This window comes from Flavobacterium hiemivividum (assembly GCF_004349145.1).
Classification (GTDB): Bacteria; Bacteroidota; Bacteroidia; order Flavobacteriales; family Flavobacteriaceae; genus Flavobacterium; species Flavobacterium hiemivividum.
In genome coordinates, this window is record NZ_SMFO01000013.1 from 68,157 (window position 1) to 85,006 (window position 16,850).

A 16,850-nucleotide genomic window follows, 5' to 3' on the forward strand; every position below is an offset into this window, starting at 1 on the left:
TTTAAATTTGTAAAGCTTTAGCTGTTTTGATCAAATGCAAGATAAGAGGTTGTTTCAACTATTATGAAATAACCTCTTTTTTGTTCAATTTAATTTCACTCCTAACACTAGGATGGTATGAGAGAGTATATTCTATTTACCCGAAACATTGCAGTTCTTTAAAGTACTTGTGATAGTTAGGTAGTGTGATGATGTGGGATAAAGCCATAATCTTGCTGCGGCTAACTTTAATATTTTGTTTTTGTCCCTGTCTATATCCTAAACTTAATATAGTAAGTAAAAGAGCAAAATGCAAAACGTTTAGTCTTTTATCGTCCATATTGATGTGCAGAAACTTACAAAGGATCATATAGTAATTTGTATGGATGTTCATAAACGGATATTTAAGAATAGACAGAAAACTACGCAAAGTCAAAGATTATATTATTACCGATTGCGTAGAAAATCATTCAAAGATATACTAGCAATCCTAAATGCATTAATGCAGATATAATTCTACCTGTCTTTCGTAATCAGAAAATGAATAGCTGTTTGAATGAAATTAGAGCCGTTTGCGACATTTAAAAAGAAATTACATTTAACATTAACTAGACATTCATTTTCGAAGTCTATAACGCTTACTAATGGAGTTCCGATAGAAAATGTTAACAAAATGTTTGGTCACAAATAGGTGCGGATAACCCACCATTATGCAAAGATATTTGACCATAAAATCAGTGAACAAATTATGATGGGTAAGTTTAAAATGAAAATATGGAACTTAAAACAAAATTTGATTCACAAATTCAGTGTGCAAATGCTACTAACTTTACAAGTCTAATCGATTTTCAATCATTTTATAATGCCTAAATAAGTGATCATAAATCAACAGCTCGTACATTCTTTGCTTTGAGGTATATTGCCGGTTAATCATCATGTGAATATGACTCATTAAAAAGTTAGATAGCGGAACTTGTAAGTTATCGTTAATCGACAAAATTGTTTTATGAGTTCGATTTTGTTTCTCTTGTATTAGTTTGAAAATTTCAGGGTGATCATTTATGGCAGTTCCTGACAAAAAACCTTTTATGACCTGGGATAATTGTCTATACTGCGTATCCATTTGTTTTTTCAAAACTTTATCTGCATTAAACTCCTTTTTGAAAGACGACTGTAATTCATCCATTAAAACTAGCTTATCACTATTGGTCAACGAAAAGGAGTTTAAAAAACTATCAATAGCACTAAAGCTAAAAAAGAGTTGCATTTCATTTTTTTTGAAAGAAGATTTTAAAGATAAATATTCTAAAATCATCTCGCTATCATACCAAAATAGCGTTTCTGAATCAATCATAGTATTTTCACCATACCGCTCAATTTCTCTTTGATAGGTATCAGTCTGTACTTTCCAAACAGTATTTTCATTAAGCAATTCATATAAAACAGGATGCATTTTTGCTATAACAGTTATTGTGTTTTCTGGGGTTTTACAATAAAAACGGATTCTAATATGTTCATTAGGATCGTCGTATCTAATAAAAAACCATTTATCGATAATTTTTTCTTCTTTTAGATCTAAAATTATAGGATATAGTTTTTCCGTTAAAATTAGATCTGCGGTTTTAACCCCTGTATATATTTTATAATACAACCATTCACTTCCTATGCAAAAATCTCTTTTCATTCTTTTACGATTGTTCTTTATAAAAAGATAGTATCAACTCATTTGTAAAATTCTCACCCGTAATGTTTTTTACAACTGATTCTCCAGAAAACACAAATTCTTCTAAAATAATTCTATCGTAATTTTTAACTGATTTTAAAAAAAGGGCGATACAAACTACTTTCTCTAAATCAAGAAAAAGAGTGTTGTCAGAATCAACCCAATTTACAAACTGGTTTATTTGCCGTTGCTTTCGCCAAATAGAAAAGGATTCAAAGAGTTCATTACCATTAAGCTTGAAAAAGGATTCAATCTCATTTTTAGATACAATCCATTTTGCTTTTGAAAGTAACACTTCTTTATAGTAAACTCTTGGAAAATAATCATAATGAGACTCCAGAATTCCCCAACTAAAACTAAAAATAGGTTTTACATCTTGGATCTGTAAATCACATAAAAAATGATAAATGGGCAGTGATTTATGGGAGTAATTGTGAGCATTAGACAAACAAGGAATAACTTCCTTATTGTGTTTCTTAGAGCGTAGAACGATTCTATTGTCTGTAACGGAGACCGTCAGATCATTTATACCAATAGTAAAATCTTGTGGTACTCCCGGATTAGAGAGATAGGCAATTTCATATGCTCTCAGGACAGGTCTTCTTAATATGTTTCCCGTTCTAGACTCTGGAACATGAACAATTTCAGCCAGAATTTTATCCGAATACTGTTTATTCTCCTTTTCTACAATTTCATTTGTTAAATTGTATATCTCAGTATTTCCATTGCAAAAACGCCCCAATAATTTAGCGGCACTCACATTTCCAGAGGACTCGATAACTATTTCTTCGTTTTCTAAAAGACCTATCATTACAGAGAATGTAGCCGGAGTGTTCTCCCAGCTAGAGTCAAAGTCAGGAAAATCATTCTCAGAAAGCGATATTACTTTTTCCTTTTGTAAAACCGATGCTTTTATCTTTTTTTCCAATACATAATCATACGCAGTCCAAGATTGCGTGGCAGCTTCGGAGCCCTTCCTTTTAAAAGAAAATTTTTCTAAAATAGCATATGTATCATTCATTTCAGAGTTCTGAAGGTATCCTATACCGGTTTCTGTATCTAATACTGTTGCCAAAGGCATTTCACGAGATTCATACCTTTGAGTGAATGCTTTTATAAAATTTAACTGCTGTACAGATTTTTTTCCTTTTTGAATTCCATTTAAAAAAGAGATAGCTTGCAATACTTTTTTAGATATACAATCACTTAAGGTATTGGCAATAGTCCTGGTATATAAATCTGTTTGGAGAAGGTATTTATCATCATAATCCACTCCTATTTTTTTAATTTCTGATTTTATAGTATCATAAGTTTTTTCTTTAGGTATAATGGTTTTGTCTAATTCAAACAGAAGATTTTTTATCCGTTGTAAAATTTCGTTTTCTGGTTTTAAAGCTGGTATTTTATTCAAGAGAGAGAAAACCCTTTCCCATTCATCGCCGCCTGTTAGGCTTGCGTCTAGTTCACTGACCAAAAATTGAAAATCGATAAGCTGATGGGCATATTCTAAAGCTTCTTCTTTTTCTGAATCATCGTCTGCGAGAATGTCAACCATCTGCTCGATGTTTAACCCTGAATTTACTTGAGTTAATAACGCTTCTAATAAAGGGGATTTTCGGAGTGCTGAGATGCTATGTTCTCTTTTTGTTTTTACATATTTGTATTCGATATAGCGGTAAAAATCGCCAAGAGCGTATATAGAGTTATTGGGGTAATACCTAAGATGTGGCTTTACGTTATCTCGAGAAGCAAATTCTTGCAACATAGCTACCCAGAATTGCATGTCAAATTGAGTATGTCTAGTAAATTTTTTGGTTGACACCAATAAAATGTTAGTTTCACTATCTAAATTTCCCACATTACATCCCCCGAATAATCCAAAAGGAGTGCATCGAGCTGACATTCTTGCAATATATTTCAGCAGGCTAAAGACTAAGGCATTTCTTTTTTTATCGGACAAACTGTGAGGGTTTGCCTTCCAATTGTCTAAGGCGGCTAAAAGTTCCGGTGAAGCAATACGAATTGCTTCGCTAATAAAAGGATTTGTAAATAATTGCAATACACTTTCCGAAGAATAATTGTCCAATAAATTAAAGTAAAAAGAGACTGGAAATAAAGGTGTTCTTATAACATACTCTGAAAACGGCCGAACTTTATATTGCATTAGTGCCGTTTCTTTTTACTCATTTTTTCTGCCATTTGCATCGCATTATATACATTTAATACTTTCCCAGATTTTGATAGTTCCAAAAAGGGAACTTTTTTGTCTTTTGTTCCCGGAACAATTACTTCAATATCATAAGCAGTACCCGAATCTAGGATGATTTGCTTTACCTCAGTTACCGTAAGACTAGGATAATACGACCAAATTAAAGCTGCCGTCCCTGAAACCATTGGGCCTGCCAAAGAAGTACCCGAATCTGAGATATATGTATTGCCTGGGGCCGTAGTATATATTTCTTCCCCTGGAGCAAATAGATCAACATTCAGTTTGCCATAATTTGAAAAACCGGAGACAAAAGTGCTATCCAATTTAGAGGAGATAGAACCAACATTAATAAAATTTTTGCATATTTCTTGTGAACCATCAAAGTTGTTATCAGTTGGATAATATGGATTTTTATCGGCACTAAAACGGTTATTACCAGCACTGTGAACCAATAATACATTATGTTTTTCCGCATATTTAAACGCCTCAAATACCCACTCTTTTTGCAATGAAAATTCTTTACCAAACGACATGTTAATCACTTTTGCCCCATTATCTACAGCATAATATATCGCCATGGCAATATCTTTATCATGTTCATCTCCAGAAAATGAAATACTCAAGGGCATAATTTTTACTTTTTGCACAATTCCTTTTATACCTCTATCATTTTCTCTATTAGCTGCTATTATACCAGCTACCTTTGTAGAATGATCCTGAAGAGATCTATACTCTGGTTTATTAATACTAACTTTGTTACTACCATAATTTTTTTCTAACGTTTTGGGATTATCGCCAATCGAAATACGATCGTCATAATCTAAATTCAGATTCTTATTAACAATAGAGTCAAGTTGAATTTCTGTTTCTTTCATTTTCTCTATTGTTTTTTCGTCATAATCAAATCTTACTTTCATAAATCCGATCATAGCCCCTATATCTCTATCATTATCCTTTCGTCTTTGTCCGAATGTTTTATCATTTATTTTATATTTTTGATACAAACTATCCAGCTGCTGATAGCTGTAATCCTCTTTAGGAAAATAATGTTTTAAGCTATCTTTTACTATAGGAAACAAGGCAACGCTGTATTTTGATGATGTAAGCCAATTGCTATAATGAGACTTTTCTTGTTCATATACTTTTAACGCTCTTCGATACTCTATATAATTAGGCAAATCTTGAGCAGCTATTTCGCTTTCTGTCTTACCCGTAAATAAAGACTCCCAATCTCTAATCAAACGTACATATTCAAAATTACCCCAAACTACATAACCTCCGTTTTTAGTTGCAGTAAAGTTCCATCCATTTATATCGTCAACATATCCGTTATTGTCGTCATCGATACCGTTATCAGCAATTTCACTCGGATTCGTCCAGATTTGATCTTGTAAATCTTCATGTTTCAAATCGATCTGAGTATCGATGACGGCAACAATAACGCTATTGTTCTCTTTTGGTTGCTTTTTATTTTGCTTATACCATTTGTCTAAAGAAATACCTGGGACTTTATCTAATAAATAATCTTTTTGATACCAAGTTTGCAATATGCCATTTAAGCTTTCATCTTTAGCAGATAAATTTTTAGTAACGGTATTTAAGTTGTCTATGGTTTTACAACCTATAAACAGAAAAGTGATAAACAAAATAATATAAAAAGATTTCATAAATTGACAAAACAAAAGTGACTATAATAATTATAAAGTTTGGCCTCCTGCGCCGTTACCAGTCTTCCCTAAATCTGTAACAGTTTTCGGATCATCTCCAAGAACATCTCCTCCATTAATCAAATGCAAATCTTTCAATGTTGCCACTTTCATTTTTTCTAAATCAAATTTTTTGTTTGATTTTTTATCATCACTTGTTTTCATATTTTAAATATTATCAGTTAGTACGTCTACAAATTTATAGTGTCTTGGGTATATAAATAAATAAAAAACTTTTTATCTATCGAAATTCAGGAATTTCGATAGATAAAAAAAAGTAACACATTGTTAATCTATGCTTTATATTTTATTCAATTCTGTTAACTCTTTGATAAAATAAGTGGGTTTTATCCCTGTTTTTTTGTAAAAAGCTGCCGAAAAAGATTCGGCACCGTTAAATCCAAATTCCTCCGCCAATGCTTGCATTTTAAAATTTCTCAATTGTTTTTGTTGTTGTAACTGGACTATAGCATAATCAATCCGTAAGTCATTAATATATTGAATAAAAGATTTTTCTTTGTACATATTTATTATTTTCGAAACATACTTACTGTTGGTATCAAATGCAACAGAAAGTATTTGCACTGTAAGATTACACTCTAAATAACCTTTTTGGTCTTCAAATTGATTTAGTTTCATTAGAATTTGATTCACCAATTCTTCAGCAATTCCAATATCTTTTGTTTTAGTGGCATTCGACCTATTTTCCTTTGTTTCAGTATCAGCTAACTTATTGTCATTAACTAACTTTGATTTATTCATAATTGTATCAAACCGCAAACGATACTTCTTTTTATGATTATACTGATACCATCCAAATAGTCCTGTTGAAATAACCAACAATGCTAATATCCCCATTACCCAATAGAATCCTGTTTTTTCCTTCTTGACATCCTGAATAAGGGCTTCTTTTTCAGAAAACAAATAAGGGCTATCGTATTCTTTCTGCAATTTTTTTGTCAATTCCTTATAATTATTCTGCAAAGTACTTTCGATAAGCATGTATTGGCTTAAGTATTGCAATTGTTTCTCCTTATCCCCACTATTTTTATAGTAGGAAATTAAATAAGGATAGCCGCTCATAAATTCCGGAGTTATTCTTTTTGCTATTTTATAAATGGAATCTACTTTTAGAAAGTTTTTAACTGCTAAATCCTTCCTCCCTAATCCTTCATAGGCTTTACCAAAATAATAATAGGCTGCTAAAGTATTTCCAACATCCTTATAGGCAATCATTTTTGGCAAAGCTTTATTAATGCTATCTAAAGCTGCACTAAAATTCTTTTTCAACACTAGGTTGGCTCCTTCATTTAATATAAAGAGCGCATTATATTCATCATCATTATTGAACTTGGTTTCAATAAAACCTAACTTGTTATAATAGCTAGCAGAATCTGACTGCTGTAAAGCTTTGTGAGCATCTGCAAGGGCAAAAAGAACATTCTGATAGGCATAAGAATATCTAGGAGTTCGCACTTCTTTATCCTTATAATAATTAAAACATTCTCTATACAAATCTAATGCTTCAGGCACTTCGCCCAATTCTTCTGATCGTAAGGCAGCTATAGAAAATTTTACTTTGTAATAAAAATCAGGATTGTTTTTACGGGCATATTTCTCGGCTATAATAAAATTATCGATTGCTTCTCTATACTTAAACTGATTTTTAAGGACATATCCTTTTTGGGAATAAGCATAAGCGGGGAACTTTATATCATTGGAGGTTTTAGAGCAAGCGATGGCACTATCCAAATAACGAATAGCTTTCGTACCATCAGATAATAAAGAATAGAGATAATAGCCTTTTGCTTTTTCAACCGAATTATTCTCATATTTGGCCTTAGCCAAATATAGATGAGCGTATTCTTTTTGATTAGTTTGATTTTTCACATTATCGAAAAACAACTTTTTCAAATCATCATAAGGAAGTTTGCTCAGATCTTTTTTATGTACTTGCGCAAACAAAACAATAGGCAATAAAAAAAATAATAGGTTTTTATTCCAAAATAAACGGGGCATAGTAGGTAATTTTTGACAAAACTAGGGCAAATATTTAATATTAAACAGTTATAACTGGATTTATTACATTTTAACAATCAGCTCCTAAATTACTAATTATCAGTATTTAAAAACAGACCAAAACAAGAATTCCTGAATTCCTTATCGAAATTCAGGAATTCCGATAACGATAGTTTGCTTAGAGTGCTTTCTTGCTCTAGTTTTGACCTCAGAAAATGAAACGGTTTCTTAGTAAGACGTTACTGTAAAAACCTAATCATTTTCTAAATAGTATTGGCCAATATTAGGGACTGCTTCAGCTGGATTGTAACCCTTAAAAAAACAGAGCAAAGGTTTTTAGATAAAGCTAATTTGTTCCTTAATAAAAACAAAGCAAGACGGAAATACAAAACCCGATAAAAACGAATGAATAAGGAAGAAAGTTCTCAAAAAACTCCTTTTATATTAAAACGAATTAATTAACAATTAAAAAACTTAGAAATTATGAATTTACAAAATTTGAATTTAGTAGAGCTTAATGCTCAAGAAGTACAAGAAGTTGATGGTGGAAACCTTGTTGGTTCATTTTTGAGAGGTGCGGCATATGTTGCTCAGGTAGCAGTTCTTTACTTTGAAGGTCTTGAAGCGAACTTTCCCGGAACAGCACCAGCTGGATCAACAATGACTAGTCTTGCTAACTCCACAGGATCAAAATTATAATATTTTTTAATATTGAACAATAGAAGCTCGATTTATTTTCATTAATTTTGTTATGAATAATTCGAGCTTTTTTTAATTTAAAATATTTTTTAATGGCCAAGTATTTTTTCTCAATATATTATATCTTTTCGATAGTACTTTGTTTTTTATTTTTTTTTAAAATTGATTACCCGTATTTGAAAGGCTTTTTTTACTTTAATATTATTTTATTTATATGTCTAGAATTCATAAGATTTGTTACAAAAAAAAAATAGTGATTTCTTTACTAAGTAAACTATTAGGTGGACTTAATAAAAAAGCTTACATAATTACCTCTGCAATTATAACCATATTTATATTTTTTTTAGCTTCGCTAGTAATCAATATCTTATTTAATAATATAGAAGACATTGAGTACCTTAGGGATTTGAACATTTATTTAATTTTTTTTTTAACAGTCATAATTGTTCCATTCATAGAAACTTTTGTTTTTCAAAAAGTAATAATTGAATTTATTATTAACAGATTCCCACAATATAATTTGTATTTTTCAATTATAATTTCTGCTTTAATTTTTGCTTCATTTCATTGTTATTCTACTGCCTATTTTATTGGTATCATGTTTATTGGTTTAAATTTTTCGTTTTTCTACATATTAAGTATGAAAAGAAAGGATGTCAGTCCTTTTTTACATGTTACTTTTTTACATATGTTAATGAATTTTATCTCCTTTTTACTAAATGATGTTTTTCAAAAATAAAATATGAATTTACATTTCCTTATTATAGATTTTAAGTAAAAAATCGATGACCTTCAGTCAAGACCCCATAAACACCCTAGAAAACCTCATCGCCAAAAACAAAACTAAAAGTATTTCTATCTATTTGGTGCTTGTTTTGGCTGTACTCGTTTTTTTGGCATTACTTCCTATTATCAAAATTGAGATTAGCAGCCAAAGTCGCGGTATCGTGTGTTCTACCACAGACAATGTTCCGCTAACCACCTTGGTGAATGGAAAAGTTACTTTTGTCAAACTCAAAAATAATCAAGTAGTACAGCAAGGCGATACACTCATACGACTCACGCAAGAAAACTTAGATACGGAGAAAGCAACTAATCAGGAATTGCTAATAGATTTACAAGATCGCATTCGGGATTTATCACTTTTATGGTAAAAACACGTCAAATAAGGCAATCCTGACTTAATAAAAGCAACTTTTCATAAATCAACTTAATTGCTTGTTTTTCCATTACATAAACACAATTTAAATTCGACATTCCTGAATTTCTTATCGAAATTCAGGAATTCCGATAACGATAGTTTGCTTAGAGTGCTTTCTTGCTCTAGTTTTGACCTCAGAAAATGAAACGGTTTCTTAGTAAGACGTTACTGTAAAAACCTAATCATTTTCTAAATAGTATTGGCCAATATTAGGGACTGCTTCAGCTGGATTGTAACCCTTAAAAAAACAGAGCAAAGGTTTTTAGATAAAGCTAATTTGTTCCTTAATAAAAACAAAGCAAGACGGAAATACAAAACCCGATAAAAAAGAATGAATAAGGAAGAAAGTTCTGGAAAAACTCCTTTTATATTAAAACGAATTAATTAACAATCAAAAAACTTAGAAATTATGAATTTACAAAATTTGAATTTAGTAGAGCTTAATGCTCAAGAAGTACAAGAAGTAGAGGGTGGGTTTATCCCTCTTTTAATTTGGGGAATTGCGATATCAGCAGAAACTGTTGCTACAGCTTTCTTCGTAGGTGTAGGTGTTGGAGCAGCAGTTGCTCAAGGTCAAAAATAATTTTAAACATAAAAACATAAGATTATGAATTTAGAAGCGTTAAAACTAGAAGAAATTAGCTTTCAAGAATCACAAGAAATAGAGGGCGGTGTTGCTGTTCCAGTGGCTGTGGCAGTTGTTGCTGCCGGCGCAACTGTTGTTGGAGTTATTGTTGTTGGAGCTGTAGTTGGTTATGGAATTTATAAGTTCGTAGATTGGGCAACATCATAAAAAACAAAAAAATGACTTTTGATAAAATTATGCAATATTTAGCTCCTTATTGGTTTAAGTTATTTATAGTAGGCATAGCTATCGGAGCACTTATTGCTCATATCCAAAAGATAAGAACTTAAGTACTTATAATGTTTACTTTTACACTCCTCATAATTTATGGGGAGTGTATTATTTATATAATTAACTGGAATTATATTTACTCTTACTTCTTAACAGTACGGCAATTAAATTTAACAATAAAATAAATGAACCTCAGCTCAGACCCGATAAATACCCTCGAAAATCTTATCTCTAAAAACAAAACCAAGAGTATTTCTATCTATTTGGTTCTCATTTTAGCAATACTCCTTTTTTTGATAGCGTTACCCTTAATCAAAGTTGACATTAGCAGTCAGAGTCGAGGGATGATTCGAAGTACTACCGATAATGTAACGTTAAGTAGCGTGGTAAACGGCAAAGTTACTTTTGTCAAACTCAAAAACAATCAAGTGGTACAACAAGGGGATACCCTGATAAGACTTACTCAAGAAAATCTAGATACGGAGGAAGCAACCAATCATGAACTTTCAATCGATTTACAAGATCGCATTAGGGATTTGTCTCACGTTGTTTCAGGAAAAAATATTTCCTTAAGAACCCCTGCTGTACAACAGGAATGGTTTAGTTATGTCAATAAAAGGGACGAGTTGCAAAGCAAAATTGCCCAAACGAAAATAGGCTATGATCGCAACAAAGGACTGTATGAGAAAGGGGTAATTTCCAGAGCCGAGTTCGAGAAATACAGTTTCGATTATACCTATGCCCAGCAAGCGCTCTCTGGATTGGAGAAGAACCAACGAAGCATGTGGCAAAATAACAAAAGAGAACTTGAAATACAACTCAAAAATCTTAATGGAACACTGCGAAAAATAAAAGTTGAGGCAAAAAATTATGTCATTACTGCGCCCATGTCGGGAACTATTGAAAACTTCTCCGGTATTCAGATAGGTTCCTTCTTAAATACTTCACAACCCATTGCTACTATCTCAGCTTCAGATATGCTAATTGTAGAAAGCTCTGTTTCACCAAATGATATTGGTCTTATCCAGAAAAATCAAAAAGTAAAATTTCAGCTTGATGCTTTCAATTACAACCAATGGGGATTACTGGAAGGTAAAGTAATTGACATAGATCGTAATATTACCATTCAGGGAGACCAAGTTTTCTTTAAAGTACGATCAGCTTTAAACACAACAAGTATGAACTTGCAATCAGGCTATAAAACCAAAGTGTCAAAAGGAATGACATTAACCACTCGATATATGATTACCAGAAGAAGTTTATTTGACTTGTTATTTGATAAGGTGGATGATTGGTTGAACCCGAAAAACCTAAACAAGTAATAATTTACTCTGTTTTCAGATTTAAAATTCAAATAAAGAACTTCGCGACTTAGTGCCTTCGTGGCAAAAAAATAAATTATGGCTTCTATAAAAATAAAACAACATGATATTAAAGATTGTGGTGCTGCTTGTCTTGCTTCTATTGGAAATCATTACAAAGTTAATCTGCCCATAGCTCGAATTCGACAATACGCAAATACAGATAAACGAGGAACTAACGTTCTTGGAATCATTGAAGCCGCCGAAAAAATGGGTTTTTCTGCTAAAGGTGTAAAAGGAGGCTTAGATGCTATAGATAAGATTCCGCTTCCTGCCATTGCGCACGTTGTCGTCAAAGAGCAACTACATCATTACGTGGTTATTTATAAAGTCTCCTCCCCATCAGGAAAGTCAGCTGGAGAAATTCAAGCAATGGATCCTGCTTTTGGTAAAATGGAAACCTATACGTATGATGAATTTCAAAAAATTTGGACCGGTGTGTTGATACTTTTTGCACCTAATGATGATTTCAGGACTTATAACGAAAAAATATCTCCGTTAAGACGTTTCTGGCATTTGGTTCAGCCACACAAAACTATTTTGATTCAAGCATTGGTTGGCGCCATACTATTTACTGTTTTAGGATTAGCAATGTCCATTTACATTCAAAAAATAACAGACTATGTTCTGGTGGAAGGTAACAGGAATTTGCTTAATTTACTGAGCGTTTCCATGGTTGCCATTATTTTACTCCAAGCCTACATCGGTTCTAAAAAGAGTATTTTTGTGATGAAAACCGGGCAGTTAATTGATGCTAAACTGATTTTGGGCTACTATAAACATTTATTGCATTTACCACAACGTTTTTTTGACACCATGCAAGTGGGGGAAATCACATCACGAATTGGTGATGCCGTAAAAATCAGATCCTTTATTAACGAGGTTGCAATAGACATGATTGTCAACATTTTTATAGTTATATTTTCGTTTACACTAATGTTTACCTACTATTGGAAATTAGCACTGGTGATTTTATTGGTAATTCCGTTTTATACTGCCATTTATTTTATCTTAAATAAATTCAATAAAAAGGTGGAACGCAGTATTATGGAAAATGCGGCTGAATTGCAAACTCAATTGGTAGAAAGCGTTACGCACGTTAGAACCGTAAAGGAATTTGGAATCGAAGAATTCTCCAATCTAAAAACAGAAAACAAATTTGTTAAATTGTTATTTTCAGGCTATAAATCAGGTTTGAATAGCGTTTTTGCCGGAACATCTACTCAATTTTTAGCATCCATCTTTACCGTTATTTTAATGTGGATTGGTTCAGGTTATGTGATTGATCGGGCAATTACTCCCGGGGAGTTGTTTTCTTTCTATGCTTTAATTGGCTATTTTACATCACCTGTTGCCTCTTTAATAGGGATGAACAAAACAGCACAGAATGCATTGATTGCAGCTGACAGACTTTTTGAAATTATGGATTTAGAGCGAGAAGAAACCGAAAATAAAGTGGAACTGCAAAGAGAAAATATTGGAGACATCAAATTTGAAAATGTGAGTTTTAGATACGGCTCTAGAACCGAAGTATTCAAAGACTTTAATGCTGTTTTCAAAAAGAATGAAACTACCGCGATCGTTGGTGAAAGCGGAAGCGGTAAAACCACGCTGATTTCACTATTGCAAAACTTATATCCCATAAAAGAAGGGAAAATCTATATAGGAGAATATGATGCTCAATTCATTCATTATCAAAGTTTGCGCAATTGTATTGGAGTAATCCCGCAACAGCTAAATTTATTTTCAGGAAATATTATAGAAAATATCGCCTTGGGAGATTCATTCCCGAATATGCAACGCATTTTAGATCTATCAAAACAATTAGGAATAACGGAGTTTGTCGAAAAATTGCCAAATGGCTTTGCTACTCAAATAGGTGAAAATGGAGCGATGTTGTCAGGTGGACAAAAACAGCGTCTAGCAATTGCAAGAGCCCTATATAAAAACCCCGAAGTTTTATTAATGGATGAAGCTACCTCTTCATTGGACACAAACGCTGAGTATATTGTAAAACAGGTTATAGATGATTTTAAAGCGCAAGGAAAAACAATTATTGTTATTGCACATAGATTAAGTACCATTGCAAACGCAGATACCATTTTAGTAATGGAAAACGGAACAATCGTTGAATCTGGAAATCACAACTACTTATTGGAACAAAAAGGAAAGTATAATGATTTGTGGAGCAAACAAGGATTGGTTTAAAAAAGGCTCATTAACCTTCAATCATAAATTTAAACCTACGAAGATTTTAATACTACAATAAAAAGTCTACGAGAAATGAATTTTATTACCTAAATAGAACGATTGAAAAAAGTACATCGTTTAATTCATACTGAAAAAACGGGTACTCCTGTCAAGTGTGTCAATAAACTAAAATAAAGTAGAAGCTAGCGGTATAATTTAATCGATTATTTTAAAAGCGGTGATTCAGTTATTAAAGATTGTAAGAAAAAGGGAAAGTTTTTATTAAAGCAAGTCTATTGATTTAGCACTTCATTTTTACTTTGAAAAAATTCTTAAAGGCGAAGCTAGGAAAATGTAGATATAGAGAAAATTTCCAATCATATACTTTCAATTGATTTATAGAATCATGTTCAGGGTGTCTCCATTGTTAAATATTTTAAAATTAATTGTTTACGATTTTTTAGTCTCGAAATTCGGGAAATTCATATCGAAATTCCCGAATCTCGATAAAGATAATTTGCGTTGAACGACTTCATACTGTAGTTTTGACCTCAAGAAAGTGAAATGGTTTAGAGTAAGACGTTACTGTTAAATTAATTCCTTTATTAAATTTTAATCTGGCCAGATTATAATGGATTGCTTCAGCTGTTTTGTAACCATTTAAAAAAAAGCAAAGCAAGAGGTTTTAGATAAAGCTAATTTGTTTCTTGAAAAACAAAGCAAACGGAATTTACAGTTGCCGGAATAAAGAATGTAGTAGAAAGAAGGTTCTCGAGAAACTCCTTTGTAAAAACAAAACGTTTAATTTTAAAAACTAGAACTTATGAATTTAGAAAATTTGAATTTAGTTGAGCTTAATGCTCAGGAAGTACAAGAAGTTGATGGGGGAATTATCCCTATATTGTTTATTGCAATGATTTTGTTTAGCCCATTGGGAACTCATAAATTATACTAATAAAGATATTACTTTTAAAGTGTGCTGTTTCAGCACACTTTATCATCAGGTCTTCAATGAAATTTTACATTTTTTTATAAAATCATGATTAAAATATTAAAATATTTATTTCTTATTAGATTTAGAAAAATACTTTCTAAAGACGATTATTTTGCTATTCTCTTAATTTCGATAGGATATATTTTAAGTGCCGTTTTAGTCTATAAAAACTATAGCTATTTTAGAGATTATATGTTTATATTGTTTATTGATATTGCGGTATATCATATCAATAGATCTGATATAGAATTTTTAAAGCTACAAAAGAATCACAAAACAATACTATTATTGGAATATTTATTTTATAGTTCACCTTTCTATTTGGTGTTTTTTTTAAAGAACGATTTTATTCTGGTTTTTGGATTTCTAATTTTAAAACTATTTTTGATAAGTATCGAAAAAGTGTACTTCAAAATAATCCCTTATCCCTTTCAACTTTTTAATGTGTTTTGGCATATTAGTTTTAGAAAATATAAACTTATTTCCACTTTACCGATAATTATAATTCTACTATTTTTGGCTATTGAGAATAAAAATGAAAATATTATTTATTTTACACTGATTATTTTAACAGTAATTTCATGTATCCCATCCTTTGAAAGAGAGAAATTGGAAGAAATAAAATTAAATCCTTTTGATTCTGAAAAATATTTGAAAAGACAATTTAAGAACTCAATAATAAACACCTTTTATTTAGTAATCCCTGTTGTAGTAATCTTATGTGTTTTGTTACAGTGGGAAGTCTTGTCTTTTTCGATAATTATATTTATAATTCCATTAATAAATATAATCTTGAAATATATATACTTTAATAATTCCATCTTACATCAAATTGTCTTTATTTTTTTTATTGGATCAAGCATGATGCTTTATGGAATTCCTCTATTGACAATTCCTTTCTTATATAAAAAAGCAATTAAAAACCTTAATACCATAAAGTATGCTAACCATTAATATCAAAGAAAAAAAATATGCAAATCGAATAATATTAGAAAATATTAATATTCATATTGCTAAGGCGGGAATTTATGGGCTCGTCGGTAAAAATGGAGTAGGTAAAACCACTTTATTTAAGTGCGTTTTGGAGTTAGAAAGTTATATCGGAAATAGTCAGATTAATAATGTCAATATTGCTTTGCAAAATGTAGCTTGGTGCCCAACCGAACCTTCAATATATAAAGAACTAACAGCCAATGAGTTTTATGATTTTTACAGTCATTTATTAGATTTTAAAAAGTCAAATAATAAACCAATATTTAATGTAGTTGATGATAAGTTGATACGAGATTTTTCTACAGGAATGATGAAGAAAACGTATCTAAATGCCATTTTTCAAAAAGAATATCCCATTTATTTTCTGGACGAGCCTTTTAATGGATTAGACTTGGAGTCCAATTATATATTAATTCAGTATTTAATTGAAAAGTCCAAAGAAAGTATTATTATTATTTCGTCACATATTTTAGATGTTTTATATAATAACTGTGAAGAGATTTTTGTTTTGAATAACAATTACATTTCAAAGTTTGAGAAAGAAAATTTTAATCAAATTCATAATGCACTTTTCGCGTAATTATAAAAAAAACATAAATGAACTTCAGTTTAGACCCCATTGTGCAAATTCCAGCTATATTGACCACCCCATTCCAGTTTAAAGTGAGCACCTAATTCCAGTTCAAAGTGACCATGCAATTCCAGTTGAAATTGACCACCCTAATTTTCATTAAAAAACTACTTTTTTCTGATGTTATAATTTATTCAAATATACTTAAAAATTTATCCGATATTTTTACTTCTTTTTTTACGCATTGATTCCCCTGATAATTCAATTCTGTGTGAATTATGGATGAGTCGGTCCAGAATTGCATCGGCAATGGTTTTCTCTCCAATAATGTCGTACCAGCCTTGAACCG

Annotated in this window: 15 protein-coding genes; 9 read left to right on the plus strand and 6 right to left on the minus strand. The window is 31.3% G+C overall.

Features of this window, described 5'->3' with window-relative positions; translation table 11 throughout:
• Positions 1-808: 808 nt before the first annotated feature.
• From E0F98_RS14085 to E0F98_RS14100, 5 genes are all read right to left on the minus strand, one after another.
• Positions 809-1,663 carry a thiopeptide-type bacteriocin biosynthesis protein gene (locus tag E0F98_RS14085; RefSeq protein WP_132112575.1) on the minus strand — a complete coding sequence of 285 codons (855 nt, stop codon included), beginning with the start codon at positions 1,661-1,663 and terminating at the stop codon, positions 809-811.
• Positions 1,664-1,667: 4 nt separating this feature from the next.
• Positions 1,668-3,866 carry a lantibiotic dehydratase family protein gene (locus E0F98_RS14090; RefSeq protein WP_132112577.1) on the minus strand — a complete coding sequence of 733 codons (2,199 nt, stop codon included), beginning with the start codon at positions 3,864-3,866 and terminating at the stop codon, positions 1,668-1,670.
• Positions 3,866-5,578, minus strand: coding sequence for a S8 family peptidase (locus tag E0F98_RS14095; protein WP_132112579.1), 1,713 nt, complete (start codon positions 5,576-5,578; stop codon positions 3,866-3,868). Before E0F98_RS14095 ends, E0F98_RS14090 begins: the two co-directional genes overlap by 1 nt.
• A gap of 30 nt (positions 5,579-5,608) precedes the next feature.
• Positions 5,609-5,782, minus strand: a complete 174-nt coding sequence (locus tag E0F98_RS16080) for a hypothetical protein (RefSeq protein WP_165929328.1) — start codon at positions 5,780-5,782, stop codon at positions 5,609-5,611.
• A gap of 135 nt (positions 5,783-5,917) precedes the next feature.
• Positions 5,918-7,636 carry a helix-turn-helix domain-containing protein gene (locus tag E0F98_RS14100; RefSeq protein ID WP_132112581.1) on the minus strand — a complete coding sequence of 573 codons (1,719 nt, stop codon included), beginning with the start codon at positions 7,634-7,636 and terminating at the stop codon, positions 5,918-5,920.
• A 483-nt stretch (positions 7,637-8,119) separates the two neighbouring features.
• On the opposite strand from E0F98_RS14100, the gene E0F98_RS16125 reads away from it, so the two are divergent.
• The 9 genes from E0F98_RS16125 to E0F98_RS14145 all read left to right on the plus strand — a co-directional run bounded on the left by E0F98_RS16125 (position 8,120) and on the right by E0F98_RS14145 (position 16,510).
• On the plus strand, positions 8,120-8,335 hold the full coding sequence (locus tag E0F98_RS16125; RefSeq protein WP_207917109.1) for a hypothetical protein: 216 nt from the start codon (positions 8,120-8,122) through the stop codon (positions 8,333-8,335).
• Between the two features lie 214 nt (positions 8,336-8,549).
• Positions 8,550-9,074, plus strand: coding sequence for a CPBP family intramembrane glutamic endopeptidase (locus E0F98_RS16340; RefSeq protein ID WP_132112583.1), 525 nt, complete (start codon positions 8,550-8,552; stop codon positions 9,072-9,074).
• 46 nt (positions 9,075-9,120) lie between these two features.
• Positions 9,121-9,489, plus strand: coding sequence for a biotin/lipoyl-binding protein (locus E0F98_RS14115; RefSeq protein ID WP_132112585.1), 369 nt, complete (start codon positions 9,121-9,123; stop codon positions 9,487-9,489).
• A gap of 456 nt (positions 9,490-9,945) precedes the next feature.
• Positions 9,946-10,119: a bacteriocin gene (locus E0F98_RS16225; protein ID WP_243699253.1), complete on the plus strand. Its 174-nt coding sequence runs from the start codon at positions 9,946-9,948 to the stop codon at positions 10,117-10,119.
• Positions 10,120-10,143: 24 nt separating this feature from the next.
• Entirely contained in the window at positions 10,144-10,329 is a 186-nt protein-coding gene (locus E0F98_RS14125; protein ID WP_132112587.1) for a class IIb bacteriocin, lactobin A/cerein 7B family, read from the plus strand.
• Between the two features lie 248 nt (positions 10,330-10,577).
• A complete protein-coding gene (locus tag E0F98_RS14130) occupies positions 10,578-11,714 on the plus strand; it encodes an HlyD family secretion protein (RefSeq protein WP_165929330.1) in 1,137 nt (378 codons plus the stop codon).
• A 78-nt stretch (positions 11,715-11,792) separates the two neighbouring features.
• Positions 11,793-13,961: a peptidase domain-containing ABC transporter gene (locus E0F98_RS14135; RefSeq protein WP_132112589.1), complete on the plus strand. Its 2,169-nt coding sequence runs from the start codon at positions 11,793-11,795 to the stop codon at positions 13,959-13,961.
• 805 nt (positions 13,962-14,766) lie between these two features.
• Positions 14,767-14,898 carry a class IIb bacteriocin, lactobin A/cerein 7B family gene (locus tag E0F98_RS14140; RefSeq protein ID WP_132112591.1) on the plus strand — a complete coding sequence of 44 codons (132 nt, stop codon included), beginning with the start codon at positions 14,767-14,769 and terminating at the stop codon, positions 14,896-14,898.
• A 979-nt stretch (positions 14,899-15,877) separates the two neighbouring features.
• A complete protein-coding gene (locus tag E0F98_RS14145) occupies positions 15,878-16,510 on the plus strand; it encodes an ATP-binding cassette domain-containing protein (protein ID WP_132112593.1) in 633 nt (210 codons plus the stop codon).
• A 203-nt stretch (positions 16,511-16,713) separates the two neighbouring features.
• Here E0F98_RS14145 and E0F98_RS14150 read toward each other — a convergent pair.
• On the minus strand, positions 16,714-16,850 hold a 137-nt coding region (locus tag E0F98_RS14150; protein WP_165929304.1), incomplete at its 5' end, for an ATP-binding protein.